This window comes from Acuticoccus kalidii (assembly GCF_021556395.1).
GTDB classification, from domain to species: domain Bacteria; phylum Pseudomonadota; class Alphaproteobacteria; order Rhizobiales; family Amorphaceae; genus Acuticoccus; species Acuticoccus kalidii.
In genome coordinates this window covers 191,049-214,320 of sequence record NZ_JAKGCS010000006.1, presented here as the reverse complement: position 1 = coordinate 214,320, position 23,272 = coordinate 191,049, and the positions used below count along the sequence as shown (strand labels likewise).

General features: G+C 67.7%; 22 protein-coding genes. 19 read left to right on the top strand and 3 right to left on the bottom strand.

Annotated elements, in window-relative coordinates; genetic code table 11:
• Window positions 1-73: 73 nt before the first annotated feature.
• From L1787_RS02310 to L1787_RS02295, 4 genes are read left to right on the top strand one after another with little or no spacing between them, the layout of a single operon-like run.
• Entirely contained in the window at window positions 74-1,627 is a 1,554-nt protein-coding gene (locus L1787_RS02310) for an ABC transporter substrate-binding protein (protein ID WP_235706868.1), read from the top strand.
• Window positions 1,628-1,671: 44 nt separating this feature from the next.
• Entirely contained in the window at window positions 1,672-2,613 is a 942-nt protein-coding gene (locus L1787_RS02305; RefSeq protein ID WP_235706867.1) for an ABC transporter permease, read from the top strand.
• Entirely contained in the window at window positions 2,610-3,503 is an 894-nt protein-coding gene (locus tag L1787_RS02300; RefSeq protein WP_235706866.1) for an ABC transporter permease, read from the top strand. Before L1787_RS02305 ends, L1787_RS02300 begins: the two co-directional genes overlap by 4 nt.
• Window positions 3,500-5,293 (top strand): ABC transporter ATP-binding protein, encoded by a 1,794-nt coding sequence (locus L1787_RS02295; protein ID WP_235706865.1) that lies wholly within the window; start codon window positions 3,500-3,502, stop codon window positions 5,291-5,293. The genes L1787_RS02300 and L1787_RS02295 overlap by 4 nt, the downstream gene beginning before the upstream one ends.
• Before the next feature lie 15 nt (window positions 5,294-5,308).
• Here L1787_RS02295 and gluQRS read toward each other — a convergent pair whose 3' ends face one another.
• On the bottom strand, window positions 5,309-6,169 hold the full coding sequence (gene gluQRS, locus L1787_RS02290; protein WP_235706864.1) for a tRNA glutamyl-Q(34) synthetase GluQRS: 861 nt from the start codon (window positions 6,167-6,169) through the stop codon (window positions 5,309-5,311).
• A gap of 117 nt (window positions 6,170-6,286) precedes the next feature.
• Here gluQRS and L1787_RS02285 point away from each other — a divergent pair, with 117 nt between their 5' ends.
• The 5 genes from L1787_RS02285 (at window position 6,287) to L1787_RS02265 (ending at window position 9,201) form a co-directional block, all read left to right on the top strand.
• On the top strand, window positions 6,287-6,958 hold the full coding sequence (locus L1787_RS02285; protein ID WP_235706863.1) for a DNA-3-methyladenine glycosylase family protein: 672 nt from the start codon (window positions 6,287-6,289) through the stop codon (window positions 6,956-6,958).
• Window positions 6,955-7,593, top strand: coding sequence for an alpha/beta hydrolase (locus L1787_RS02280; protein ID WP_235706862.1), 639 nt, complete (start codon window positions 6,955-6,957; stop codon window positions 7,591-7,593). Before L1787_RS02285 ends, L1787_RS02280 begins: the two co-directional genes overlap by 4 nt.
• 101 nt (window positions 7,594-7,694) lie before the next feature.
• Window positions 7,695-8,252 carry an HNH endonuclease gene (locus L1787_RS02275; protein ID WP_235706861.1) on the top strand — a complete coding sequence of 186 codons (558 nt, stop codon included), beginning with the start codon at window positions 7,695-7,697 and terminating at the stop codon, window positions 8,250-8,252.
• Between the two features lie 98 nt (window positions 8,253-8,350).
• Complete coding sequence (locus tag L1787_RS02270) at window positions 8,351-8,689, top strand: hypothetical protein (RefSeq protein ID WP_235706860.1); 339 nt, start codon at window positions 8,351-8,353, stop codon at window positions 8,687-8,689.
• 68 nt (window positions 8,690-8,757) lie between these two features.
• Complete coding sequence (locus tag L1787_RS02265; protein ID WP_235706859.1) at window positions 8,758-9,201, top strand: VOC family protein; 444 nt, start codon at window positions 8,758-8,760, stop codon at window positions 9,199-9,201.
• A gap of 48 nt (window positions 9,202-9,249) precedes the next feature.
• Here the strand turns inward: L1787_RS02265 and L1787_RS02260 are convergent, their stop codons facing one another.
• Window positions 9,250-9,444: a DUF1674 domain-containing protein gene (locus L1787_RS02260; protein WP_235706858.1), complete on the bottom strand. Its 195-nt coding sequence runs from the start codon at window positions 9,442-9,444 to the stop codon at window positions 9,250-9,252.
• 96 nt (window positions 9,445-9,540) lie between these two features.
• Here L1787_RS02260 and L1787_RS02255 point away from each other — a divergent pair, with 96 nt between their 5' ends.
• Window positions 9,541-10,518, top strand: coding sequence for an MBL fold metallo-hydrolase (locus L1787_RS02255; RefSeq protein ID WP_235706857.1), 978 nt, complete (start codon window positions 9,541-9,543; stop codon window positions 10,516-10,518).
• Between the two features lie 63 nt (window positions 10,519-10,581).
• Here the strand turns inward: L1787_RS02255 and L1787_RS02250 are convergent, their stop codons facing one another.
• Window positions 10,582-12,738 carry a primosomal protein N' gene (locus tag L1787_RS02250; protein ID WP_235706856.1) on the bottom strand — a complete coding sequence of 719 codons (2,157 nt, stop codon included), beginning with the start codon at window positions 12,736-12,738 and terminating at the stop codon, window positions 10,582-10,584.
• 54 nt (window positions 12,739-12,792) lie between these two features.
• On the opposite strand from L1787_RS02250, the gene fsa reads away from it, so the two are divergent.
• The 9 genes from fsa (at window position 12,793) to L1787_RS02205 (ending at window position 23,245) form a co-directional block, all read left to right on the top strand.
• On the top strand, window positions 12,793-13,449 hold the full coding sequence (gene fsa / locus L1787_RS02245; RefSeq protein WP_235706855.1) for a fructose-6-phosphate aldolase: 657 nt from the start codon (window positions 12,793-12,795) through the stop codon (window positions 13,447-13,449).
• Window positions 13,450-13,616: 167 nt separating this feature from the next.
• Window positions 13,617-14,564, top strand: coding sequence for a tyrosine recombinase XerC (locus L1787_RS02240; protein WP_235706854.1), 948 nt, complete (start codon window positions 13,617-13,619; stop codon window positions 14,562-14,564).
• The gene (locus L1787_RS02235) at window positions 14,561-15,319 is read left to right on the top strand and encodes an FkbM family methyltransferase (RefSeq protein ID WP_235706853.1); all 759 of its coding nucleotides are present in this window, start codon (window positions 14,561-14,563) and stop codon (window positions 15,317-15,319) included. The genes L1787_RS02240 and L1787_RS02235 overlap by 4 nt, the downstream gene beginning before the upstream one ends.
• 16 nt (window positions 15,320-15,335) lie before the next feature.
• A complete protein-coding gene (locus L1787_RS02230; protein WP_235706852.1) occupies window positions 15,336-16,115 on the top strand; it encodes a succinate dehydrogenase iron-sulfur subunit in 780 nt (259 codons plus the stop codon).
• Between the two features lie 358 nt (window positions 16,116-16,473).
• Complete coding sequence (locus L1787_RS02225) at window positions 16,474-18,630, top strand: protein-disulfide reductase DsbD family protein (protein ID WP_235706851.1); 2,157 nt, start codon at window positions 16,474-16,476, stop codon at window positions 18,628-18,630.
• Complete coding sequence (locus L1787_RS02220; RefSeq protein WP_235706850.1) at window positions 18,627-19,841, top strand: ABC transporter substrate-binding protein; 1,215 nt, start codon at window positions 18,627-18,629, stop codon at window positions 19,839-19,841. Before L1787_RS02225 ends, L1787_RS02220 begins: the two co-directional genes overlap by 4 nt.
• Window positions 19,838-20,674 carry an endonuclease III gene (gene nth, locus L1787_RS02215; RefSeq protein WP_235706849.1) on the top strand — a complete coding sequence of 279 codons (837 nt, stop codon included), beginning with the start codon at window positions 19,838-19,840 and terminating at the stop codon, window positions 20,672-20,674. The genes L1787_RS02220 and nth overlap by 4 nt, the downstream gene beginning before the upstream one ends.
• Before the next feature lie 73 nt (window positions 20,675-20,747).
• Window positions 20,748-21,473: a trehalose-phosphatase gene (otsB, locus tag L1787_RS02210; RefSeq protein ID WP_235706848.1), complete on the top strand. Its 726-nt coding sequence runs from the start codon at window positions 20,748-20,750 to the stop codon at window positions 21,471-21,473.
• Entirely contained in the window at window positions 21,470-23,245 is a 1,776-nt protein-coding gene (locus L1787_RS02205; protein WP_235706847.1) for a glycoside hydrolase family 15 protein, read from the top strand. The genes otsB and L1787_RS02205 overlap by 4 nt, the downstream gene beginning before the upstream one ends.
• The last annotated feature ends 27 nt before the right edge of the window (window positions 23,246-23,272 follow it).

The window sequence follows — 23,272 nt, the reverse complement described above, 5'->3', positions numbered from 1 at the left end:
GCTCGGCCCGGCCACAAAGAGCCCGCATACGCCGGAACGGCACCAGACGGGCCTATCGAAGGAGGTGAGATCCGTGAAACATGCTGCCCTGTCGCTCTCGCTCGCCGCACTCCTCGCGAGCGCAGCCCTCTCAGGCGCCCAGGCCGACGGAACGACGCTCAGCGTCGGCATGGCGAGCGCCGATGCCGGCACGCTCGACCCCCACCGCGCGACGACGACGCCCGACAAGGGGCTTCTGCACTGGATGTTCAACGGCCTCGTGCGGATCAAGCCCGGCCAGGCGAGCCCGGAATTCATCGAGCCCGACATCGCCGAGAGCTGGACCTCCTCGGAGGATGGTCTCACCTGGACCTTCACGATGCGCGAGGATGTCGCCTGCCATGGCGATTACGGCAATCTCGACGCCGAGGATGTCGTCTTTTCGCTGAACCGCGCGATGGATGCCGACTCCTCCTCCTTCGCCAAGGACTATGGCGCCTTCTCCTCCGTCGAGGCGACCGGCCCCTACGAGGTGACGATCACGCTGTCGGAGCCCGTCCCGAGCCTTCTCGGCCTGCTCGTGCCCTATCATGGCGGCAATATCGTCTGTCAGGACGCCGTCGAGGCGCTCGGCGACACATTCCAGTCCGAGCCGATCGGCACCGGGCCGTTCATGTTCGCGGAGTATCAGCCGCAGCAATATGTGAAGCTCGTCGCCAATCCGGAATATTTCCGCGGCGAACCGGCGATCAAAGAAATCTTCTATCGCTATATCCCGTCCGATTCCTCGCGCGATCTCGCGTTCCAGTCCGGTGAGATCGACATGATCTACGGCAAGCAGGAACAGACCTGGGTCGAGCGCATCGCCGAGGTGCCGGGCACCAAGGTGGCGGTCATGAAGCCGGGTGAGATGAGCGTCATCCACCTCAACATGTCGATGCCGCCGCTCGACGACGTCAACGTCCGCCGGGCGATCGCCCACGCGATCGATCGGGACACGATGGTCCAATTCAAGGGCGACCAGGTGACGATCGCCGCGATCTCGCCGGTGCCGGAAGGCTATCTCGGCTTCACGGACGACGTTCCGCAATACGAGTATTCGATCGAGAAGGCGAAAGAGCTGCTCGCCGAGGCCGGCCATCCGGACGGCATCACGATCAAGGCGATCCACACGACGCTGCCGGGGATGCTCACCACCATGGAGGCCGTCCAGGCGTTGCTGCGCGCGGCGAACATCAATCTCGAGATCGAGACCGTGGAGCACGCGACCTTCCACAGCCAGATCCGTGACGATGCGAGCCAGGTGGTGCACTACTCGGCCGCCCGCTTTCCCGTGGCGGACGTCTACCTCACCCAGTTCTTCCTGTCGGATTCGATCGTCGGCACCCCGACGGCGGTGACGAACTTCTCCCACTGCGACGTCGCCGACGACGAGATCCTCGGCGCCCGCGTCGAGCAGGATCCCGACAAGCAGAACGCCCTCTGGGCCGAGGCGCAGCGCAAGATCATGGACGAGGTCTGCGCCATCCCGATCTACCAGAATCTCCAGCTCTGGGCCTGGAAGGACAATCTGGATCTCGGTGTCGAGGTGGACGGGTCGCTGAACCTGTCGCCGCCGGTCACCGAAGAAGCTCACTTCACCGAGTAAGCGGTCGGGGCGCGGTCCGCACGCCGCGCCCTCCGCCATCGATCATGACAGCTTTCGTCATCAAGCGATTAGCCTTCGCCATCGTGACCCTCTTCGGTGTGCTCACGATCGTCTTTTTCATCGTACGCGTGCTGCCGGGCGACCCCGCGCTCGTCATTCTGGGCGACCAGGCGAACCAGGCGTCCATCGAGGCGTTGCGCGCCCGCCTCGGCCTCGATCAGCCGCTCTTCGTCCAATATCTCGACTTTCTGGGCGGTGTGGTGGTCGGCGATTGGGGGGTCTCTATGGTCTCCGGCCGGCCGGTGATCCAGGAGATCATGAACGTCCTGCCGGACACGATCGAGCTCACCGTCGTCTCGCTGATCCTCGGCGTCGTCGTCGGCGTGCCGCTCGGCGTGTGGTCGGCGATCAAGCGTAACAAGGTGCCGGATTATATCGTCCGCATCGCCTCGCTGCTCGGCCTGTCGCTGCCGGCCTTCGTCTCGGCGATCCTGCTGTTGATGGCGTTCGCGATCCAGCTTCGCTGGTTTCCCGTCATCTCCTCCGGCCAGGGGGACACGATCGGCGCGCGGCTGCGTGATCTCGCGCTTCCGGCGATCAATCTCGGCCTCATCATGGCGGCCTACATCACCCGCGTCGCGCGCTCGGCGATGCTCGAAGTCCTCAACCAGGACTATGTGCGGACCGCGCGCGCCAAGGGGCTCTCCTTCGCGGTCATCGTCTGGCGCCACTGCCTGCGTAACGCGCTGATCCCGGTCGTGACGGTCGTCGGTCTCTATCTCGGCATTCTCATCGGCAATTCGGTGCTGACGGAGATCGTCTTCAACCGGCCCGGACTCGGCAAGCTGATCATCGGCGCGCTCAACCAGCGCGACTATACGATGCTGCAAGGGATGATGGTGATCTACACGCTGATCGTCGTGCTCGTGAACCTTGCGACCGACCTCGTCTACGGGCTGATCGATCCGAGGATCAAATATCAATGACGGTCCTTCCCGCACCGCGCCCGGCCTATTGGCGCCGCTCGCTCGCCGCGATCGGCAGCGGCCTCCTCGCCGCCTTCAACACCAACAAGACATCGTGGGTGGGGCTCGGCCTCTTCCTCTTCGTCTGCCTTCTCGCGATCCTCGCGCCGTGGATCGCGCCCTACGACCCGATCGACCAGAACATCCTCTTTCGCCTCAAGCCTCCGTCGGCGGAACACTGGCTCGGCACCGACTATTATGGCCGCGACACCCTCTCGCGCATCCTCTATGGCGCCCGCATCTCTTTGATGATCGGCCTCTTCGCGATCACCTCGGCGATGATCATCGGCTCCTTTATCGGCATGATCGCCGGCTATTATGGCGGGTCGGTCGACATCGTGATCATGCAGATCATGGACGTCCTCCTCGCCTTCCCCTCGCTGATCCTCGGCCTCATCGTCGTCGCGATGCTCGGCCCGTCGGTCGCCAATCTCGTGATCGCGATCTCGTTGACGGCGATCCCGCCCTTCGCGCGGATCGCCCGCGCGCCGACGATCGCCGTCAAGGAACGCGAGTTCGTCGAGGCGGGGCGGGCGCTCGGCTACTCCAATCCGCGTATCCTGTTCGGCCACATTTTGCCGAACATCCTGCCGGAGATCCTGGTGATGGGCTCGCTCTGGCTCGCCACCGCGATCCGTGTCGAGGCCTCGCTCGCCTTCATCGGGCTCGGCGTCTCACCGCCGACCGCGACCTGGGGCGGCATGATCCGTGAGGGCTTCGAGAACATTCTCGATTCCTTCTGGCTCGCCCTCTTCCCCTCCCTCGCGATCCTCATCGTCGTCTTCTCGCTGAACCTTCTCGGCGACGGGCTGCGCGATGCGATCGACCCGCGCCTGAAGGGCGAAGAATGAGCGTCCTGTCCGTCGAAGGCCTCACCGTCTCGTTCCGCTCCGAAGGGGCTTGGGCGAGCGTCGTGCGCGATCTCTCCTTCGAGATCGGCGGCGGGGAGACCGTCGCCGTCGTCGGCGAATCGGGCTCCGGCAAGTCGGTCACCGCGCTCTCGATCATGCGCCTCCTCCAGGAGGGCGTGTCGAAGATCGAGGGCAAGGTAATGCTCGAAGGGCGCGGCGACCTCCTCGCCCTGCCCGACGAGACGATGCGCGACGTGCGCGGGGCCGAGATCGGCATGATCTTCCAGGAGCCGATGACGAGCCTCAACCCGGTGATGACCGCCGGTTTCCAGGTCGTCGAGGCGCTCCGCCGCCATCGCGGGATGGACCGGGCGGCGGCCCGCGCCGAGGCACTCCGCCTCTTCGATCTCGTGCGCATCCCCGACGCCAAGCGCCGCCTCGACCAGCATCCGCACACCTTCTCGGGCGGAATGCGCCAGCGCGTGATGATCGCGATGGCGATGGCATGCCGCCCGAAGCTCCTGATCGCCGACGAACCGACCACCGCGCTCGACGTCACGATCCAGGCGCAGATCCTGGAGCTCATCCGCGAGCTTCAGGCCGACACCGGCATGGCGGTGATGTTCATCACCCACGATATGGGCGTGGTGGCGGAGATCGCCGACCGCGTCGTCGTCATGCTGCGCGGCGACAAGGTCGAGGACGGGCCGGCGGCGGAGATCTTCGCCGCGCCACGCGTCGCCTATACGCGGATGCTCCTTTCGGCGGTGCCGAAGCTCGGATCGCTCGATGGAAGCGCCACCCCGCGCCGCTTCCCCGACCTCAAAGGCGACCCGGACAGCGCCGATCCGGCGAACGAACCCGACCTGCGCGCCGACGAGATCCTCGCCGTCGACGGTCTCGTCACCCGGTTCGACATTCGCGGCGGCGTGTTCGGGCGCCCGGTCGGCCGCGTCCATGCGGTCGAGAACGTGTCCTTCTCGGTGCGCGCCGGGGAAACGCTCGCCCTCGTCGGCGAATCGGGGTGCGGCAAGTCCACCACCGGACGCTCGATCCTGCGCCTCATCGAGCCGCGCGCCGGCGCGATCCGGTTCGACGGGCGCGACGTGATGGCCGCGACGCCCACCGAGATGCGCGACGTGCGCCGCCAGATGCAGATGATCTTTCAGGATCCCTACGGCTCGCTCAATCCGCGGAAGACCGTCGGCTCGGCGATCGGCGAGCCGCTGCGCGTTCATGGCGTCGCCCATGGCGAGGAGGTGGAGGCGAAGGTCGTCGCGATGCTCGACCGGGTGGGCCTTCCCCCGGAGCACGCGTTGCGCTTTCCGCACGAGTTCTCCGGCGGCCAGCGTCAGCGCGTGTGCATCGCCCGCAGCCTGGCGCTCGATCCGAAGCTGATCGTGGCCGATGAATCGGTCTCCGCCCTCGACGCGTCGGTGAAGGCCCAGGTGGTCAACCTGATGCTTGATCTCCAGAAGGATCTCGGCCTCGCTTACATCTTCATCAGCCACGACATCGCCGTCGTGGAGCGCATCAGCCACCGCGTCGCCGTCATGCTGCTCGGCGAGATCGTGGAGATCGGCCCGCGCGATGCCGTGCTCGCCAATCCGCGCCATCCTTATACGCAGAAGCTGATTTCGGCCGTGCCCGTCCCGGATCCGGCGCGCAAGGGAACGCGGCGGCCGCTCCTCGCCGACGAGATCGCGAGCGCGGTGCGGCCGGTGGACTGGACACCGCCTGAGCGGCGCATGGTCGAGGTCGGGCCGGACCATTTCGTGATGGAGAGCTGACGTCGCGGGTCCGCCCTATGACGGCTCGGCGAGGCGGGCGGCGACGCGCGCCCGCACCGCCGCCCGCGTCGCCCCCGCCTCGCGCAGCGCCGCGAGGCTCTCGGCGCCGTTGGATTTCGAGAGCTTGCGCCCGTCCTCGCCGAGGATCAGCGGGTGATGGTAATAAAGCGGCGCCGGAAGACCGAGGAGCGTCTGAAGCACCCGGTGGACCGAGGTCGACGGATAAAGGTCCATCCCGCGGACCACATGGCTGATCCCTTGGACGGCATCATCGACGACCACCGAGAGGTGATAGCTCGTCGGGACATCCTTGCGCGCGAGGATGACGTCGCCCCACGCCGCGGGCTCGGACCCGATGGTGCGCGCCGCGCCGCCGGCCGCATCCGTCTCGGTCCAGGTGAGCGGAGGCAGGTCCGCGAGAGCCCGCGTCATGTCGAGCCGCCATGCGGCCGGCTCCGCCTCGGCGAGACGCCGCGCGGCCTCCCGCGCGCCGAGGATCGCGGCATCGCCCGGAAAGAGCGGCGCGCCGTCGGGGTCGCGCGCGAGCCCTGTCATCCGCGCCACCTCCGCGAACTCGCGCCGACTCGCGAAGGTCGGATAGACGAGCCCGCGCGCCTTCAGCCGCTCCAGCGCGTCACGATAGGCGGCGAAATGCTCCGACTGGCGGCGCATTGGCGGCGTCCAGTCGACGCCGAGCCAGGCGAGATCGGCGATGATCGCCGCCTCGAAATGCGGGCGGGCGCGGGTCTGGTCGATATCCTCGATCCGCAACGTCAGCGGCCGGCCGACCGCCTCGGCCATGCGCTCGTTGGCGATGGCGCTCAGCGCATGACCGAGATGAAGCAGGCCGTTCGGGCTGGGAGCGAAGCGCAGCATGAGGTCTCCAGTGGGTGGGCCCGCCACATGATGCGGCCCGCCATACCCATGATGGCGGGCAAGATGCCACGCGAAAAGCGATGGAATCGCGGCGAGATAGCGAGTATGGATCTCGCTATGGCCGACCGGATCCGATGCGATGCCGATATCGACGCTGCTCTTTATGCCCTTGCGGCGATGGATCCCCGTCTCGCCGCGATAAGGGCTTCGGTTCCCGTTGTTCCGCTCCGCCTGATGCCGGCCGGTTTCGCCGGGCTCCTGCGCATCGTCGCCGGACAACAGCTCTCCACCCAGTCAGCCGACGCGGTGTTCTCCCGCTTCACCGCCACGTTCGATCCGCTGACCGCTGAGGCAATCCTCGCAACCGACGATGACGCGCTTCGCGCCGCCGGCCTCTCGCGCCAGAAGGCCAAGACCTTCCGCGCCGTCGCTGCCGCCGTGGCGGACGGGCTCGACCTTTCGGCCCTCGCGGAGATGGACCCCGACACGGCGCGGGACAGCCTCGAGACGATCTCCGGCATCGGCCGCTGGACGGCGGACCTCTACCTCATGTTCTGCGCCGGACACCCCGACATCTTCCCCGTCGGCGACCTCGCCGTCCGCCGCGCCGCACAGCGCGCGCTCGGCCTCGACGACGAGCCCGGCTTCGCCGCGCTGGCGGCGATCGCCGAGGCCTGGTCGCCGCACCGCTCCACGGCGGCGCGGCTGATGTGGGCCTATTATCGCGTCGACCGTGCGTCCGGCGCCGCCACCCGAACGACCCAAACGCCTGCAGGATTCCCGTTATGAAGCCGCTTTCCGGTCCCCGCCGCGCCCCGCGCTCCGGCCGACCGCCGTCCTCTCTCGTCGTCTTCCTGCATGGCTATGGCGCGGACGGCTCGGATCTCATCAGCCTCGCCGACGTGTTTTCCCGCGCGCTTCCCGACACGCAATTCGTCTCGCCCGACGCCCCCGGCACGACCCCGATGGGCGGGCGCGAGTGGTTCCCCCTCACGATGCGCGATCCGTCCGAATATGTGCGCGGCGTCGTCGCCGCCGCCCCGTCGATCGACCGGTTTCTCGACGCCGAGCTCGAACGCTACGGGCTCGACGAGAGCCGCCTCGCTCTGGTCGGTTTCAGCCAGGGCACCATGATGTCGCTCCATGTGGGCCTGCGCCGCGCGCGCCCGCTCGCAGCGATCGTCGGCTTCTCGGGCCTTCTCGCCGATCGGGACGCCGAAACGCTGACGGAGACGCCCACCCTCCTCATCCATGGCACGGCGGACGAGCTCCTTCCCGCGGGGCTCACCTTGCAGGCGGCCGAGGCGCTCGGCGGGGCAGGCGTCCCTGTAGAATTTCACTTTCGTCCCGGACTCGGTCACGGCATCGACCAGGAGGGATTAGCAATGGCAGGAGATCATCTTGCGCGACATTTGCCCACATAGAGACGCGCCCGGGCGAGGAGAAAGCCTTCACATCTCCGTCACGTTGGCGCACCATAAGAACGCCATGCAATTCGCGATTCGGCGAAGATGGAGACAGTAGGTTGACCATCGCGGTTCATCCCGATGCGCATCCAACGCTTGTGCTCAACGCGGACTACAGACCGCTCAGCTACTATCCGCTGTCGCTCTGGTCCTGGCAGGATGCGATCAAAGCGGTGTTCCTCGACAGGGTGAACATCGTTTCAGAATACGCTTCGGAAGTGCGAAGTCCGTCCTTCCGAATGCGCCTTCCCTCCGTGGTCTCGTTGAAGACCTATATCCGACCGGCCCGCTACCCCGCCTTCACACGCTTCAACGTGTTCCTTCGCGACCGGTTCGAGTGCCAATATTGCGGGGATCTCGAAGATCTCACCTTCGACCATCTGATCCCCCGCTCCAAAGGTGGCCTCACCACCTGGGACAATGTCATCACCGCCTGCTCGCCCTGCAATCTGAAAAAGGGCAACAAGAGCTGCAAGGTCGCGGAGATGTTTCCCCGCCAGCACCCGTTCCGGCCGACGGTGCAAGACCTTCACAATAATGGCCGCCTCTTCCCGCCGAACTATCTGCACGAGAGCTGGCTCGACTTCCTCTATTGGGACACCGAGCTGGAACCGTGACGCGTTGTCGATGACGACCGCTTCGGCATAATGGGTCGATGGTGCCGGCCGACGCGAGGCCGGCGCCGTCGACCCGAACCGTTCGCACGGGAGCGATCATGCCGACACGACCGCGCGCCTTTCGGCGTCACCTCGCTTTATCGTTCGCCGCATTCGTCTGCGCGACGCCGGCCCTCGCCGGAGAGACCGTCTTCGTCCGCCAGGACGTCTACGCGCCGACGACGATCCTCGTCGCGCCGCCGGCGACGCAGCCATGCGGCCCCCCCTGCCGCACCAGCGTCGTCACGCGCGAAACGCAGGCGGTGAAAGAGCGCTATTGGTATCGCACCGCGCCGGCGCCCGCGCCGACCGTGCGCCGCCCCGCGCCCGTCGTCCGGCAGGCGGCGCCGCAGCCCGACCGTCTCACCTGCACGACCTTCTCGTGCGCGTCGCGCTGACACCAACCGTTGGCGCGCCGGCCCCTCGGCTCTAAGTCCACAGAAACTCCAATCGGGAGCAGAACGTCATGCATTATCTGCACACGATGGTCCGCGTGACCGACATCGACCAGTCGCTCGACTTCTACTGCAACAAGCTCGGCCTCAAGGAAGTGCGGCGGGTGGAGAACGAGCAAGGCCGCTACACGCTGATCTTCCTCGCCGCCCCGAACGACGTGGAGCGCGCGAAGAGCGACGCGTCCGCCCCGCTCGTGGAGCTGACCTACAATTGGGATCCGGAGGATTATTCGGGCGGCCGCAATTTCGGCCACCTCGCCTATCGGGTCGACGACATCTACGCCACTTGCCAGCGCCTGATGGATGCCGGTGTCACGATCAACCGGCCCCCGCGCGACGGGCGCATGGCGTTCGTCAAATCGCCGGACAACATTTCGATCGAGCTGCTCCAGGCGGGCGACGCGAAGCCGCCGGCCGAGCCTTGGTCGTCGATGCCGAACTCCGGCACCTGGTGAGCCGCCGGGCGCCACCCTTCGCGCCCGCGCGTCCTCTGTCGCGGTCGGTCAGAAATCGACCGCGATGCCTTTGTTTTCCCAGTCCCCATAGCGGACGGGCTCCGGCCCGTTGCGTCCGCCACGTTCGACCGGGCGCGCCTCCTGCGCAGCCGCCTCGCGGCGCGCTTCGGCTTCGGCGAGCGCTCGCTTGGCCGCTTCCGTCAACGGCGGGCGCTCGGGTTTGGAATTGTCGTGTTGAGCCATGACCCTGTTATGGCCCGCCACGACCCCGCGTTCAACGGGCCGCCGGCCCCGATCCATCAGCACGCGCCGGAAGGCGCAAGGCCTCGGAGACAGTTCATGACGATCACGCGCCGCCATCTCCTCGCCACCACCGCCATGGCCGGTGCCGCGAGTGCCATTCCCCTCACCGTCCGGGCCCAGAGCGCCGCCACCCCGGCGAGCGGTGCCCCGGCCACGTCTCAGGCCCCCGCCTTCCACCGCATGACGGTTGGCGACTTCACCGTCACCACCATCAATGACGGCAGCCTCTCGCTCGGCCCCGCGGTCCTGCCAGAGGTGTCCCAGGAGGCCTTCGACGAGGCGATGGAGGCCGCCTTTCTGCCCGCAGGCTCCTACACCGCCTCGCTCAACACCTATGTCGTCACCGACGGGCAGCGCACCATCCTGATCGATGCCGGCGGTGCGCCGGCAATGGGGCCGACCGTCGCGAAGATGCCGCAAAATCTCGCCGCGGCCGGGTTCGATCCCGAGACGATCGACGTCGTTCTCATCACCCACATGCATCCCGACCATATCGGCGGACTGCTCGACGGCGACGGCAATCCCTTCTTCGCGAACGCCGAACTCGTCATCGCGGCAAACGAGGTCGCGTTCTGGACCTCCTCCGAGACGCGCGACATGCTTCCCGACGGCGCGAAGGGGATGGTCGACGCGGCGATCGCCGTGCAAGAGGCCTATGGCGGACGTCTGCGCACCTTCGACGGCGATCTCGGCGTCGACGGGATCGAGGCGGTGCCGCTGCCGGGCCACACGCCGGGCCACACCGGCTACCGCATCGCCAGCGGCGACGATTCGCTCCTCGTCTGGGGCGATATCGTCCATATCGCGCCGCTGCAATTCCCCGATCCGAACGTCTTCATCGCCTTCGACGCCGCGCCGGAGGAGGCCGTCGCCACCCGCAAGGCGATCCTGCAGAAGGTGGCGGACGAGCGGACGATGATCGCCGGGATGCACCTGCCCTTCCCCGGCTTCGGCCACGTGAAGACCGACGGGGACGGCTATGCCTTCGTGCCCGCCCCCTGGCAGTATCTCTGAGGCTCTGAGGCTCTAAGGCTCTGAGGCGCTGGCGAGCGGGGGCGCGCATGAGCCCCCGCTCATTCAGAGGAAGGATTGCGGGTCGATATCGACCGCGCGGCGCACCGTCCCCCGCACCGGAACTTCGGCGAGCCAGGCAGCCATGATGTCCTGCAACGGCGTCGCGCGCGGGGCGCGCACCAGGAGGCGGTAGCGGAAGCGGCCGCGCAGGATCGAGAGCGGCGCCTCCGCCGGTCCGAGAATCTCGACATCCGGCCCGTGCGGCGCGGTGCGGGCGAGCGCGGCGGCATGGCCGTGCGCCTCGGCCCGGTCGGTCGCCGAGACGATGACCGCCGCCAGCCGGTGATAAGGCGGCAGCGCTCCCTGGCGGCGCACCTCGGTCTCCTCGCGATAGAACGCCTCTTGATCGCCGCGCAGCATCGCCTGGATCACCGGATGGTCCGGCGCGTGGGTCTGGAGGAGCGCACGGCCGCCTTCGTGGACACGGCCGGCACGGCCCGTCACCTGGGTGAGGAGCTGGAAGGTGCGCTCCGCCGCCCTTGGGTCACCGTTCTCGAGGCCGAGATCGGCATCCACCACCGCGACGAGCTGAAGGTTCGGAAAGGTGTAGCCTTTGGCGACGAGCTGGGTGCCGACGATGATGTCGACCTCGCCGCGCGCCACCGCCCCGAGCGCTGCGCCGAGCGCCTTGGACCCCCCCGCGAGATCGGACGAGAGCACGGTCGTGCGCGCCTTCGGCCATAGCATCCGCGCCTCCTCCTCGAGCCGCTCGACGCCGGGCCCGCACGGGGCGAGCGTGTCCTCGCCCTGGCATGAGGGACAGACTCGCGGCCGCCCCTCTTCGTGGCCGCAATGGTGGCAGACGAGGCGGCCGCGCAATCGGTGTTCGACGAGCGAGGCCGCGCAGTTGGGGCAATGGAAACGGTGCCCACAGCGCCGGCACACGGTGAGCGGGGCGTAGCCACGCCGGTTGAGGAAGAACAGCGCCTGTTCGCCGCGCTCCAGGGTCTCGGAGACGGCGGCGCGGACCGGCGGGGAGATCCACTCGCCCTTGGGCGGCGCATCGCGGCGCAGGTCGACCGCCTCGACATGCGGCATCGAGACCGCCCCATAGCGTGAGGGGAGGACGAGACGCTCATAGCGCCCGCGATCGGCGTTGATGCGGCTTTCCACCGACGGCGTCGCCGAGGCGAGCACCACCGGAATCCCCGCCGCCTGCGCCCGCACGATCGCCATGTCGCGGGCATGATAGATGACGCCGTCCTCCTGCTTGAAGCTCTGGTCGTGCTCCTCGTCGACGACGATGACGCCGAGATCGGCGAACGGCAGGAAGAGGGCCGAGCGCGCGCCGACGACGATCGGCTCGCGCCCCATTGCGACATCGCGCCAGAGGGCGACCCGCGCGGCGGGGGTCCGGTCCGAATGCCATTCGCCCGGAACGATGCCGAAGCGGCTCGCGAGGCGCGCCGTCACCATCGGGGTGAGCGCGATTTCCGGCATCAGCACCAGCGCCTGCCGCCCCGCGGCGAAGGCGGCGGCGATCGCCTCGAAGAACACTTCCGTCTTGCCCGACCCGGTGACGCCCTCGAGGAGCACCGTCTCGAACCGCTTCGCCTCGACGATCGCGCGGAGCCGCGCAGAGGCGTCCGCCTGGTCGGCGGTGAGATCGGGGCGCTTCGACAGATCGGGCGCCGGCAGCGCCTCGCGCGCCATCGCCTCCTCGGCGATCACGCCCGCCTTCATGAGCCCGGTGATCACCGCCGCGGACGCGCCCGAGGCATCGGCGAGCGCCTTGCGGGCGAGCGGGCCGGCGGCGAGCGCATCGCGCACGGCAAGGCGCGCGGGCGTCCAGCGGTCGGGCTCGGCGCCGGTGAGGCGCAGCGCCATCTGCGGCTTCGGCTCGACGAGCCCCTCGCCCGAGCGCAGCACCATCTTCAGGATCGCCCCGCGCGGCGTCATCGTATAGCGCGCGACGAAATCGACGAACCGGCGCAGATCGTCCCCGAGCGTGATCGCACTCGCGACGCCGCGCACCGGCTTCAGCCGCTCGGCGTCGATCGTGGGGTCGGGCGCATCGTCCCACACCACGCCGATCACGTCGCGCCGGCCGAGCGGCACGGTGACGACGAGGCCCGGCGCGAGCGCCTCGGGTGCGGCGTAGGTGAGGAGACCGAGCTGATGCGGCAAGAGCACCGAAACGCGGCGAGGCTCGGGTGTCATGTCGGCCGCAATCCTGTAGGAGAGGGGGAGAATGATGCTTTTGGAGTGGCGCGGATGCAATTCTTTGTCGACACGGCGGATGTCGGAGAGATCAAGGCACTGACCGAGACCGGCATGCTCGACGGGGTGACGACCAACCCCTCACTCATCATGAAGGCCGGCCGGCCGATGCTGGACGTCATCGCCGAGATCGCCGATCTCGTCGAGGGTCCGGTGAGTGCCGAAGTCACGGCGACCGAGGCCGACCAAATGGTCGCCGAGGGCGAGAAGCTCGCGGGGATCGCACCCAACATCGCGGTCAAGCTCCCCCTCACCTGGGACGGGTTGAAGGCTTGCCGCCGGCTGACCGGCGACGGGCACATGGTGAACGTGACGCTCTGCTTCTCGGCGGCGCAGGCGCTGCTGGCGGCGAAGGCGGGGGCGACATTCATCTCACCGTTCATCGGCCGGCTCGACGATATCGGCCTCGACGGTATGAAGCTCATCGAAGACATCCGGGCCATTTACGACAATTATGAGGATCTCGAGACTCAGATCCTCGCCGCGTCGGTCCGCACTGTGGATCATGTGCAGCAGGCCGCGATCGCCGGCGCCGATGTCGCGACGCTTCCGCCCGCGGTCCTGTCGAAGCTGATCGAGCATCCGCTCACCGACAAGGGCCTCGCCCAGTTCCTCACGGACTGGAAGAAGACGGGTCAGTCGATCCTCTGACGCGCCGTTCCCCGGTCGCGACGTCCGGCGGCGCTCCGAAGCGTCGCCGCGACGGGGCTTCGCGGCCGGCCGATCGCGCCGATCGCATCACTGCGGCCGGTCCATTCCACGCCGCGTTAAGGATAGTTGGTGGCACAGTGTTGATGCCGATCGGTCAAGATACCGGCATGGCATCCACTGCATCCTCGCCGACCTGTCTCCTTCCGGCCGCGCCGACGCTGCTTGCCGCGCGCAAAGCGTGGCTCGACATGCTCGCCGACGAGCGCGGCCTGTCCGACCATACGATCGACGCCTATGAGCGCGACACGCGCCAGTTCCTGATTTTCCTCGCCCAGCATTGGGGCGGCCCGGCCGAGCTCGCCGATCTCGACGGGTTGAAGCCCATGGACCTGCGCGCCTTCCTGGCTCAGCGCCGCCGCGAGGGGGCGGGCCCCGCCTCGCTCGCGCGCATTCTCGCCGGGGTGCGGACGATGCTCGGCCATTTCGAGCGCCATCACGGCATCAACGCCGCAGCCGCCCGTGCGGTCAGCGCTCCCTCCAAGCCGCGCGGCCTGCCGCGCCCCGTTCCGGTCGAGGCCGCGACGACCATGCTGACGGGGAACGGCACAAGCTGGACCGAAATGCGCGACGTCGCGGTGCTCTCGCTGCTGTATGGGGCGGGCCTGCGCGTCGGCGAGGCGGTTGGGCTCGACTGCATCGACCTCGCGCCGCCGATCGAGATTTTGCGCGTCCGCGGCAAAGGCGGGAAGGAGCGGATCGTCCCGATCCTTCCGACCGTCGCCGAGGCGTGCGACCGGTATCGCGCGCTCGCTCCCTTCGCGCTCGTCGACGGGCCGTTCTTTCGCGGCGAGAAAGGCGGGCGGCTGTCGGCGCGGATCGTGCAACGCGTCGTCGCCAACTGGCGCGCCGCGCTCGGCCTGCCGGACACCGCGACGCCGCACGCGCTGCGCCACGCCTTCGCCTCCCACATCCTCGCCCATGGCGGCGATCTGCGCGCGATCCAGGAGCTTCTCGGGCATTCGAGCCTATCGACGACCCAGGTCTATACCGCCGTCGACGATCGCCGCCTCCTCGAGGCATGGCGCGATTCGCACCCCCGCGCCGTCCGCCCATGATCGACCTGCCCCACCCGCCGCGCTGGCTGCGCCGCGCCCCGCTCGTGCGCGAGCGGCTGCGACGTTTTGCCAAGCGCCACGCGCCGCGGGGGCCGGTGACGCGCACGGTCGAGGGTCTCGCCTGGCGCCTCGCGCCGGCGGACAACAAGGTCGATTTCGACATCTGGTACAAAGAGAGGCTCGACGAGGCGGCCGAGCGCGCCTTCCTCGCGCGGCATCTGAAGGCGGGCGACGTCTTCGTCGATATCGGGGCGAATATCGGGCTTTATCCCGTGACCTTGCTCGCCGCCATTCCCGGCCTCAAGGCGGTGACGTTCGAGCCGCTCGAACGGCTGCGCCGCCGACAACTTGACAATCTCGCTTTGAACGGCCTCTTGGAGCGCGTTTCCATCCGCGCCGAGGCGGTCGGGCCGACGGGCCGGCTCACATTGCACGAGAGCCGCAATGCCGGTCGGTCGTCGCTCCTCCCCTTCGAGGGGGGCGAGGCTGGGCCGAGCGTTGAGGTCCGGCCGTTGTCGGAGCTTCTCGACGAGGCTCCGGCGGCGATCAAAATCGACGTCGAAGGCTTCGAAGACAAGGCGCTCCTGCCCTATTTCGAGGAGACGGCGGCGGACCGATGGCCTCGCGCGGTGGTGATCGAAACGCTTCATCGGGCGGTTTGGGATCGAGACTGTCTTCAAGAACTGTTCCAGAGAGGCTATGAGCTTATGGAACAGACGGACGAGAACGCGCTGATCGCCCGCCGCTCGAACTGACGAGACAGAGTGAACCATGGTCCAGCTGACGCTACCGAAGAATTCAGTCGTTCAAGATGGCAAGACGTGGCCCAAACCGGCCGACGCCAGCAATCTGCGTGAGTTCCGCGTCTACCGCTGGCAAGAAGAGGGTGACGAAAACCCGCGGATCGATACCTACCACGTCAACATCGACGACTGTGGGCCGATGATTCTGGACGGCCTGCTCTATATCAAGAACAAGATCGATCCGACGTTGAGCTTCCGCCGCTCGTGCCGTGAGGGCATTTGCGGCTCCTGCTCGATGAACATCAACGGGCTGAACGGCCTCGCCTGCACCACGGGCATGGACGAGGTCGAGGGGCCCGTTACCCTCTATCCGCTGCCGCACATGGAGATCGTGCGCGATCTCATCCCGGATCTCACGAAATTTTATGCCCAGCTTCGCGAAGTCGAGCCCTGGCTGAAGACCGACACGCCCCAGCCGCAAAAGGAATGGCGCCAGAGCCATGACGACCGCGAGAAGCTGAACGGCCTGTACGAGTGCATCCTGTGCGCCTGCTGCTCGACCTCGTGCCCGAGCTACTGGTGGAACGGCGATCGCTATCTCGGTCCGGCCGCGCTTCTCCAGGCGCACCGCTGGATCGTCGACAGCCGCGACGAGCGGACCGGCGAGCGTCTCGACGCGCTCGAGGATCCGTTCCGCCTCTATCGCTGCCACACCATCATGAACTGCGCCAACGCCTGCCCGAAGGGTCTGAACCCCGCCAAGGCGATCGCCGAGATCAAGGCGCTGATGGTCGAGCGCCGGCTCTAAGCCGTCGTCCTCGATCGGCCGCTCGCCGTCGCGCCGCCGGGCGCTCCGGTGCGGCGAAATGCGAACAAGCCCCGCCTTCGCGCGGGGCGGCAAACTCCGAAAACGCCCCGCCACCCGTGCGGGGCGTTTTCGTTTCGCCGCCCGCGCTGTCGCGGAGCCTGCGGGGCGACGCCACGTCGCGCGATCGTGAGGCCTGTTGCTTTGCTTTGACGGACGACGCCCTCTAATGGTCGAGCACGTCGTTCTGGCCCCGGAAACGGGCCGCGAGGGAAAATTCTGGCGTGTCGTTTTAGCAGCCGGTTAACTCGCACTGATGCGAAATTTCCCTCGCGAGGTCAGTTAGGAATTGTACCGCTCGATGTTGCGTTCGCTCGCTCTCACCCTCGCCGGGGCTGCAATGCTCGTCTCGTCCGTCGCCGTCGCCGAAGCGGCGCCGCGAATCGAGACGGAGCATATCGCCGCCGATATCGAGATCCGCAACATCGCGACGCGGCCCGGCGATTCGACCGACATCGCGATCACGCACACGATCGCGCCGAACTGGCACACTTATTGGCTGAATCCCGGCGATTCCGGTGAGCCGCCGATCGCGGATTGGACGTTGAAGGACGGCGGCACGGCCGGTCCGCTGCGCTTCCCCGCGCCGAACCGGATGCCCTACGGGCCGCTGATGAATTTCGGCTACAAGGACGCCTTCACGCTCCTCGCGTCGGTGACCGTGCCGGCCGACTGGCCCGTCGGCACACCCTATCCCGTCACGCTCCAGATGGACTGGCTCGTCTGTTACGAGATCTGCATCCCGGAGGGTGGCGAAGTCGATTTCTCGATCCCGACGGGGCCGGAAACGGAGCTCGATTCGGCCGTCGCGTTCGATTTCGTCAAGGCCGAATGGGCGCTGCCGAAGGCGAGCGACGCCGAAGCGACCTACACCCGCGACGATCACCGCATCTTCCTGACGGTGCCGCTCGGCACGCCCGAGAACGCCGCCTTCTTCCCCCTCGATCGCGATGTGATCGACCATGTGGCCGAGCAGACCGCCATCGCCGCCGCCGACGGGGACGGCATGACGCTGCAGCTCGAAAGCGCCCGCGGCCGGCTCGACGGGACGCTCCGCGGCGTGTTGCGGACGGACGAGGGAAGCTGGTGGATCACCGCCAAGGGCGACCCGGATCCGGCGCCGGCGGCGCCCGCGACCGCCCAGAACACGGCGGGCGGCGGCGGTGGCGGCACGCTCGCCCCCCTCGCCCCGCTCCAGGCGGCGAATGCCGCGTCTCCTGCCACTCCGGCCGCTGATCTCGCCGACACGGGCCTCTTCCGCGCATTGCTTCTCGCCTTCGCGGGCGGGCTCATTCTCAATCTGATGCCCTGCGTCTTCCCGGTACTGGCGCTGAAGGCGCTCGGGCTCATCGCCCACGCCGATGCGCCATTTTCCCGCCGCGCGGCAATCGGCGGGGCCTATACGGCCGGCATTCTGGCGAGCTTTGCGGTGCTGGCCGGGGTGCTTCTCGCGCTGAAGGCCGGCGGTGTCGCGATCGGCTGGGGCTTCCAGCTCCAGAGCCCGACCTTCGTCGCGGTGATGGCGCTCCTCGTCTTCGCCGTGGGGCTCAACCTGTCCGGCGTCTTCGAGGTCGGGGCGAGCCTCACCCGGCTCGGCGGCAGCGCCGCGCAGCGGGACGGGCTTGCCGGCTCCTTCGCCACCGGCGCGCTCGCGACGATCGTCGCGACGCCGTGCACCGCGCCGTTCATGGCGGTGGCGATCGGCGTCGCGGTGGCGGCGTCCGCGCCGTTCGCCTTCGCCGTTTTCCTCGCCCTCGGGCTCGGCCTCGCGACGCCCTTCGTGCTGCTGTCGCTCGTGCCGGGGCTCGCCCGCATCATGCCGAAACCCGGCGTCTGGATGGTGCGGCTTAAGCAGGTGCTGGCCTTCCCCCTTTACGCGACGGCGGCGTGGCTCGTCTGGGTGCTCGCCCAACTCGTCGGCATCGACGCGCTCCTGTCGGTGTTCGCCGCCTTCGTGCTCCTCGCCTTCTCCGCCTGGCTCTTCGGCCTCTCCCAGCGCGGGACGCGGGCGTCCCACCGCATCGCCTCCGGCCTGGCCGCGCTCAGCCTCGTCGGCGCGGGGTTCGTGATCTGGCCGGCGACCAATGCCGAGCCGCCCAACATCGCGCTCGCCGCCACGATGGGCCGCGCCGAGCCCTTCTCGCCGATGCGCCTCGCGGAGCTGCGGGGGACGGAACGGGCGGTGTTCGTGAACGTCACCGCCGCCTGGTGCATCACCTGCAAGGTGAACGAGCGCGTGGTGTTCGACGATCCGGATTTTGCCCGTCTCCTCGCCGAGAACGACATCACCTATCTCGAGGCCGACTGGACCCGCCGCGACCCGGACATCACCCGCTATATCGGCGAGTTCGGCCGGGCGGGCGTTCCCCTCTACGTCTTTTATCCGGCCGGAGGAGAGCCCGAGATCCTGCCGCAGATCCTGACCATGACGAAGCTCGACACCACCTTCACCCGATGAGACGGCTCCTCCGCACCGCGCGCCGCCGCGCCGTCGGCGCCCTCCTCGCGGGCCTCGTCGCGGTCGCGCCGGCCGCCGCCGAGCCTCTCCCCCCGCTCGGCGACTGGCCGGCCATCGAGGCCGCCGCCAGAGGACAGGCCGTCCACTGGTACGCCTGGGGCGGCGAGACCCACATCAACGACTATATCGCCTGGGTGGGCGAGGTCGTTTCCGAGCGCTACGGGATCAATCTCGTCCAGGTGAAGGTCGCCGACACCGCCGAGGCGGTCGCCCGCGTCCTCGCCGAGACGGTCGCCGGGAAGACGGACGGCGGCGCGGTGGACCTCGTCTGGATCAACGGCGAGAATTTCGTCGCCATGAAAGACAACGGCCTCCTCCTCGCCGAGCCGTGGGCGGAGGCGCTGCCGAACCGCGCCCTCGTCGATCTCAGCCGGTATGGCGCCCCGATCCTCACCGATTTCGCCGTGCCGGTGGACGGTCAGCAATCGCCCTGGGGCCGCGCCCAGCTCGTTTATCTCTACGACGAGGGGAAGACGCCTCAGCCGCCCCGCTCGCTCGAAGAGCTGATCCGCTTCGCCGCCGCCCACCCCGGCCGCTTCACCTACCCGCAGCCGCCGAATTTTCTCGGCACGTCCTTCCTGAAGCAGATCCTGCTCGACACGGTGCCGGACCCGGCGCGCCTCCAGGAGCCCGCCGGCGCGGACGCCGAGGCGCTCGTCCGCAACGCGCTCCTGCCGGTGCTGGAGCGGCTGCATCCCCATCTCTGGCGCTCCGGCAAAGCCTTTCCGCAAGGCGTCGCGGAGCTGCGCCGGCTGTTCGCCGACGGCGAGATCCTCCTCGCCCTCACCTTCAACCCCTCCGATGCGCAGACCGCCATTCGCGCCGGAACGCTGCCGCCGACCACCCGCGTGACGACATTCGCCGACGGCTCGCTCGGCAATGTGCACTTCGTCGCGATCCCGGCGAACGCCAACGCGAAGGCCGGCGCGTTGGTGGTCGCGAACGTTCTCCTGTCGCCCGAAGCGCAGGCGCGAAAGGCCGATCCCGCGATATGGGGTGATCCGACGGTGCTCGACATCGATGGACTTCCGGGTGAAACGCGTGCTCTCTTTGCCGGCGAGGCGGCGGTCGACGCCCCCACCCTGTCGGAGCCGCACGCGAGCTGGACCGAGATCATCGAAACGGTATGGGCCGAAGAATATCTGAAATGACCGAGCCCACCGATCCCGTGAAGACGCCCCCGGCACGGACGCGCGCCAAGCCAGCGGGCGCCACGAAGCCCACCGCACCGACGCCGACCGAGGCGACGGCAACCAAGACGACGCCGACCAAGGCGGCCCGTGCGAGCGCCGCGAAACCCGCCGCCAAGCGGTCCAAATCGGCGCCCCGCTCGCGCTACACCAAGGCGGAGGCCGAGGCGTTCTTCAAGCGCCTCGCCGACGCGCTGCCCGAGCCGAAGACCGAGCTCGAATACAAGAACCCGTACACGCTGCTCGTCGCCGTCGCCCTCTCGGCACAAGCGACCGATGTCGGCGTCAATCGCGCCACTCGCGCCCTCTTCGAGGTCGCCGATACCCCGCAAAAGATGGTCGATCTCGGCGAAGAGCGGCTGCGCGACTACATCAAGACGATCGGCCTCTTCAACACCAAGGCGAAGAACGTCATCGCCCTCTCCCGAACGCTGGTCGACGAATATGGCGGCGAGGTCCCGGCCGACCGCGACGCGCTCCAGGCGCTTCCCGGCGTCGGCCGGAAGACGGCGAACGTCGTTCTCAACGTCGCGTTCGGGCAGCCGACGATCGCGGTCGACACGCACATTTTCAGGATCGGCAACAGGCTCGGTCTCGCGCCGGGCAAGACGCCGGACGATGTCGAGCGCGGTCTCGAAAAGATCGTACCGGAGCGCTATCTCCATGGCGCGCACCACTGGCTGATCCTCCATGGCCGGCACGTGTGCAAGGCGCGCCGGCCCATTTGCGAGGCCTGCGTCGTCTACGATTTGTGCAAATCTCCCGAACGACGCGTGTTGCCGAACCACGGGTGAGACGGCATTGTCGCCCCGGCGGCCGCGCACTCGTCGCCCGTTCCCGCTCCTGACAACAGCCCGGACCGATAAAATGACACCACCTGTGCCGGACCATCCGGCGCTGTTCCTCGACTTCGACGGCACCTTGGTCGAAATCGCCGAACGGCCTGACGGTATCGTCGTCGCGTCCGATTTGCCCGAGATCCTCATGCGACTGGTCGATGCGCTCGGCGGCGCCGTCGCCGTCGTCAGCGGACGGCAGGTCGCGCAGATCGACCAATATCTCAGCGTGCCGGTTCCCGTCGCGGGGATGCACGGGCTGGAGCGACGGCTGAAGCCGGGCGAGGCCGTGGAAGCTGCGCCGCCGCCGGCCGAGATGGAGACGTTGCGGGAGCGATTGCAGGCCTCTCCGCTCATCGGCAACGGCGTGAAGCTCGAGGACAAGGGCGCGGGGCTCGCCGTCCATTATCGCGCCGCACCCGACCGGCGGGACGAGGTTCTCGCCACCATGAACGCGTTGATCGCCGATCTCCCGGCCCTTCAGCTCATCGACGGCAAGATGGTCGTCGAGGCGAAGGGCAAAGGCTTCGACAAGGGCGCCGCGGTCGATTTCTTCATGGAACGCGCCCCCTTCGCCGGTCGCACACCGATCTTCATCGGCGACGACACGACCGACGAAGACGGCATTCGCGCCGCCGCCGCCATCGGCGGTTTCGGCATCAAAGTCGGTGACGGCCCCAGCGCCGCGCAATACCGACTGTCTACAGTCACGGCGGTGCACCACTGGCTCGACACCGTCGCGGAGCAAGCCTCATGAGCACCCTCGCACTCGGCATTATCGGCAACTGCTCGATCTCGGCGCTCGTCGACGACAAGGCACGGATCCTGTGGTGGTGTTTGCCGCGGCCCGATGGCGACCCCGTCTTCCACGCCCTTCTCGGCTCCAACGGCGAGCCGGAGGACGGCGCGTTCGCGATCGAAGTGGAAGATTATTCCCACTCCGAGCAGCATTATATCGAGAACACAGCGATCCTTCGGACCCGCCTCATCGCGACCGACGGATCGACGGTCGAGATCGACGATTTCTGCCCGCGCTTCTTCGCGCGCGGCCGCGTGTTCCGTCCGGCGCAGATCGTGCGCCGGATCCGGCCCGTCTCCGGCCGGCCGCGCGTGCGGATCGTGCTGCGCCCGCGCTTCAGCTGGGGCACGGCCCGGCCGCAGATCACCTCCGGCTCGAACCATGTCCGCTTCGTCTCCGACGGGACGACGCTGCGCCTGTCGACGGATGCGCCGATCACCTACATCCGCGACGAGACGTTCTTCGCACTCGAGCGCGAGTACAACCTTTTCCTCGGCCCGGACGAAACGCTGACCGAGCGGCCCGCCACCATCGGCCGCGAATTCCAGGAAGAGACCGAATATTATTGGAAGCGCTGGTCGCTCCGCCTCGGCCTTCCGCTCGAATGGCAGGAGGCGGTGATCCGCGCCGCGATCACGCTGAAGCTGTGCACCTTCGAGGAAACGGGCGCGATCGTCGCCGCCGTCACGACGTCGATCCCGGAGGCGCCCTATTCGGAGCGCAATTGGGATTATCGTTATTGTTGGCTGCGTGACGCCTTCTTCGTGGTCCGCGCGCTCAACGCGCTGTCCGACCTCGAGACGATGGAGAACTATCTCACCTATATCCGCGACGTGATCGCTCTGACGCGGGGCGACCATGTTCAGCCGGTCTTCGGGATCGGCCTCGAAGCGGATCTTCTGGAGCGCACGGCCGAGCTCCCCGGCTTTCTCGGCATGGGGCCGGTGCGCGTCGGCAACCAGGCGCACGAACACCACCAGCACGACGTCTATGGCAACATCGTCCTCGCCGCCGCACAGGCCTTTTTCGACAAGCGCCTGATGCGCCAAGGCACGATGGAGGATTTCCGCCATCTCGAGGTGATCGGCGATCGCGCCTACATGCTCCACAACGCACCGGACGCGGGCATCTGGGAGCTGCGCACGCGTGCCCGCGTCCACACCTCCTCTTCGCTGATGTGCTGGGCCGCGCTCGACCGTCTCGCCAAGATCGCCAATCAGCTCGGCCTCAGCCCGAAACATTGGCGCGCGCGAGCGAACGAGGTGCACGCCAAAATCTGCGCCGAAGCATGGAACGAAAAAGCCGGCGCCTTTGTTGAGTCCTTCGGTGGCGAGGATCTCGACGCATCCCTCCTTCTGATGGCCGAAGTGGGTTTCATCGACCCGCTCGATCCTCGTTTCGTCTCCACCGTCGACCGGATTGGCGAAAAGTTGCGCCGAGGAAATCATTTGTATCGATACCACGCCGCTGATGATTTCGGTCGCCCTGAAACCGCGTTCAACGTGTGCACGTTCTGGTTCATCGACGCGCTCGGTCGAATGGATCGGCGCGAAGAGGCGCGTGAGATCTACGAAACGATGCTCTCCTGCCGCAATCATCTCGGGCTCTTGTCGGAAGACACCGACCCGCAGACGAACCAGCTTTGGGGCAACTTCCCACAGACTTATTCGATGGTCGGGATCATCAACGGTGCCGTGCGCCTTTCCAGGCGCTGGGATAAAGTGATTTAGTGCCGTTCCAGGCAGCAGACCCATGAG